The sequence below is a fragment of the Streptomyces sp. P17 genome (assembly GCF_032436805.1).
Lineage (GTDB): Bacteria > Actinomycetota > Actinomycetes > Streptomycetales > Streptomycetaceae > Streptomyces.
The window spans coordinates 1-253 of record NZ_JAVRBF010001182.1; the positions used below are offsets into that span (position 1 = coordinate 1).

The 253-nt window shown below is 65.6% G+C and carries 1 protein-coding gene; it reads right to left on the reverse strand.

Features of this window, described 5'->3' with window-relative positions:
* A partial coding sequence (locus tag RMT89_RS44350) for an alpha/beta fold hydrolase (protein ID WP_315889422.1) occupies positions 1–253 on the reverse strand: 253 nt, incomplete at both ends.

The following is a 253-nucleotide window of genomic DNA, read 5'->3' on the forward strand; positions in this document are numbered from 1 at the left end:
GTGCGCGCACCCCAGTCATAGCCGGCGACGACGGCCTTCTCGATCTTCAAGGCGTCCATCAGCGCGATGATGTCGACCGCAAGCGCAGCCTGCTCGCCGTTCCTGATCGCCTCGCCGGAAAGAAAGCGCGTGGTGCCGTAGCCGCGCAGATGCGGAACGATGACGCGATGTCCGGCCTTCGCCAGCAGCGGCGCCACATCGACGAAGCTGTGGATGTCATAGGGCCAGCCGTGCAGCAGGATCACGACGGGAC